Annotated in this window: 1 protein-coding gene; it reads right to left on the bottom strand. The window is 60.8% G+C overall.

The genetic code is table 11. The annotated features are described in order from the left end of the window. Positions 1-1328 precede the first annotated feature (1328 nt). Positions 1329-3449 (bottom strand): Ulp1 family isopeptidase (locus X751_RS1000000167375; RefSeq protein WP_023746503.1); only part of this gene is annotated, 2121 nt, incomplete at its 5' end.

The following is a 3449-nucleotide window of genomic DNA, read 5'->3' as shown; positions in this document are numbered from 1 at the left end:
GACAGTGAGCTATGCTGGAGATTGGGGTGACGAGGCTGATCAAGCCTTCCAACAGTACCAGCCTGATCAATTACAGCGAGAGCTACCGGTCCGGAGATCGCATCAGCGCCTCTGTCGTCAAGAGAGCTGTTCTGCTTGACCCCAGCCATGGAGCTCAACGCCCCGCGTCGGAGCGCTCCCTGCTTCTGAAGGAAGCCATTAGGTCCGCTCGGGCTTGATCGGAGGCTTGGCTGATGGACGTCGTGGTTGCTTCGCTCAGTTGCCGCCCCATGGCGCGGCTTTGCGGATTATCAGTCCTCTGCCTCTTCGCCGGTCTCAACAGCGCTGTGTAATGTTCATTGTTTATGATGACGCCCCCGCTGTTCACGAGGTTGCTCCTGTCAAGTGTACTCGTCAGTCCGTCCTGGGCCTCACGCTTCTTGCCCAAGTGCCGTTCAAGCGGCGCTGGCGCGACTTGTTGAGCTCGAGAGATGGGTCCCTGCTCTCCTGCGTGGCCATGAGCTTGTGCCGCGGTCTGCGCAGCGGCGTCCCCAATGGCACGAGCCTCCATGCCGACTGCGTCTTCCGGACGAGCAGCAAGGGCAATTNGCTGCGCAGCGGCGTCCCCAATGGCACGAGCCTCCATGCCGACTGCGTCTTCCGGACGAGCAGCAAGGGCAATTTCGCGCCCGAGTGCGAACTTCCGGACATGAGTTAGTGCACTGATGTCAGCGGTTTTCATATAGCGCTTGGCATCTTCATCCAGCGACCGCTCGTGAAGCCGATCCGCAATCCCCGGCTTTTTATTTTCAACCAGGCATTGACTGAAACGTCTAAGAGCAGACCCATAGACCTCAACGGTACGGGGTTTCGGCCCGGTCGGCGCTGCCTCGTACGCTTTGATGAGAGCCGCTGTGTACTCTCTGATGAGCACGGCGTCGGCAGGGTGGGGATTCAGGGCAGGGCGGCCCACCACTGGCGCTCCGCCCGCCCACGTCTTGAGACGACCCAGTGACCCAGCCACGGCCGAGGGGCCGCCACCCCAGATCTCGTACTCCTTGCGATCCCGATCCAGCGACGAATCGTGAAGCCGATCCGCAATCCCCGGCTTGTTATTTTCAACGAGCCAATGACCAAAGCCGAAAAGAATATCTACATGGCGCTTGACCGTGATCTCCCCGACCTTACCGGCATAGAGTGCTGACCTCAGCCCTTCGACAAGGGTCGCATCGTTGGAATAAAGAGGACCCTTGTCGGGACCGGAGACCACTTTTGGGCGATCTGGCTGCACCGCCGCCGGCACAGAACGAGCATGGTCACGCAACTCGGACGGTGCGGGGGGATTCAGATCAACCACTGACGAATCCGGCGCATGATGATGGCGCGCCGTTGAGTGACCCGGCTGCAGCACCGAGGCACCCAGCATCGACCCACTGCCTCCGGCNGCGCGCCGTTGAGTGACCCGGCTGCAGCACCGAGGCACCCAGCATCGACCCACTGCCTCCGGCATACGGCGCCGCGGCGTGTTCTTGTCCGCTCCCTTGCATCATGGGCTGCGCTTCCCATGGCAATGCACCCACTTGATGGGTGGGGGCCTGCATCAGCACGCGAGCGCCTGAATTGCCGATCTCGCTCAGCTGCGGCTCAGTGGCAACGTCCTGCAGACGACTGTTCGGGGTCCTTTGCCTCTTCGCTGGTCTCAACTCCGCTGTATCATGCTCACGGTTGATGAGGACCTCCTCGCTTGGTAGCTGGTTGCTCCTGTCCTGTGCAGCGATCCGCTCGTCCGGCGCGCGCTGGTCGCCGTCGCGCCAGCTCAGGGGACGAAAGGACCCTGCGGGATCCGAGGCTTGGTGATGGGGCCCAGTTGGCACGAAAGACGATGCCAGAACAGCGTCGTCTTCATTAGCTTTCCCAGGGGGGAGATACTCTGGCCAACTGTATTCCTCCTGCGGCCCGCTGCGCTGCGCAGCGGCGTCCCCCTTGCTCTCAAGACTTTGAAATTTAAATGGGTCCCCGGGAGCAACGTCTGGCGCTGACTGGCCGAGCCGCTTGATCTGCTGGTGAAACGTCCCAACGGGGCTTTCCTTAACCGCGTCTCGGGCCTGTCGGTCCATGAGTTCAAAGTTCGTAAGATTATTTGCCGTTCCGAATGTATTGTCACCCCTGAGGCGGGTTTGTAGTGCCTGCCGATTGACGACGAGGTTGTTGAGGTTCAGGTTATCTGGCTGCGATTGCAATCGCCCAACCAGCGCCCGCGTGCCGTCCACCACGTAGACTCCGCAATCCACCACGTTGCTCTGCTGGGCGATGCGGGATACGCCCACGCGGGTCTCCAGGCTGGCGCCCAGATTTTCTGCGAGCTCTTTTGCAAGCGTGTCATTGCATCCGTTGTAGGAGTCATAATGATAGGCAACCGGCCGTTCCCGGTCGCTGCGATCAACGAACAGCAGCGACCAATGTTTGNCCTGCTCCAGGAGCTGGTAATCCCTGTGGATATGTTCGTCGCCTAGCAATTGCAATGCGCCGAGCACCCGCCCGTCTTTAGCTTTCCCAGGGGGCCTCTCTGGCCGACCCAATGCCTCCTGCGTCCCGCTGCGCTGCGCAGCGGCGTCCCCAATGGCACGAGCCTCCATGCCGACTGCGTCTTCCGGACGAGCAGCAAGGGCAATTTNCTGCGCAGCGGCGTCCCCAATGGCACGAGCCTCCATGCCGACTGCGTCTTCCGGACGAGCAGCAAGGGCAATTTCGCGCCCGGGTGCGAACTTCCGGAGATGAGCTAGTGCACTGATCCTCCGGTTACCACCGGAGTTCACATAGCGCTTGGCATCTTCATCCAGCGACCCCTCGTGAAGCCGATCCGCAATCCCCGGCTTTTTGTTTTCATGCAGGTATTCACTGAAACGTATAAGAGTAGATCCATAGACCTGAATGGTACCGCGATTCGGCCCGGTCGCAGGCGCTTCTTTGTACTCTTTGATGAGAGCCGCTGTGTAATCTCTGATGAGCGCGGCGTCGGCAGGGTAGGGATTCCGGACAGGGCGGTCGACCACTGGCGCTCCGCCCGCCAACGTCTTGAGACGACCCAGTGCTCTAGCCACGATCGAGGGGCCACCCCTGCTCTCGTACTCCGAGGGGCCACCCCTGCTCTCGTACTCCTTGCGATCCTGATCCAGCGACGATTCGTCAAGCCGAGCAGCAAATCCCGGCCTGTTATTGTCAAAGAGCCAACGACCAAAGCCGAGAAGAGAATTTACATGGCGCTTGACCGTGCTCTCCTTGACCTTACCCGCGTAAGCTGACCTCAGCCCTTCGACAACGGTCGCATCGTTGGAATAGAGGGGACCCTTGTCGCGACCGGAGACCCCTATTGGAGGATCTGGCTGCACCGCCGCCGGCACAGAACGAGCATGGTCACGCAACTCGGACGGTGCGGGGGGATTCAGATCAACCACTGACGAATCGCGCGC

This window comes from Mesorhizobium sp. LNJC394B00, from assembly GCF_000502555.1.
In the GTDB taxonomy this organism is placed as follows: Bacteria; Pseudomonadota; Alphaproteobacteria; order Rhizobiales; family Rhizobiaceae; genus Mesorhizobium.
Note: the sequence above shows the minus strand (reverse complement) of the source record. Positions and strands in the feature narration are given on the sequence as shown.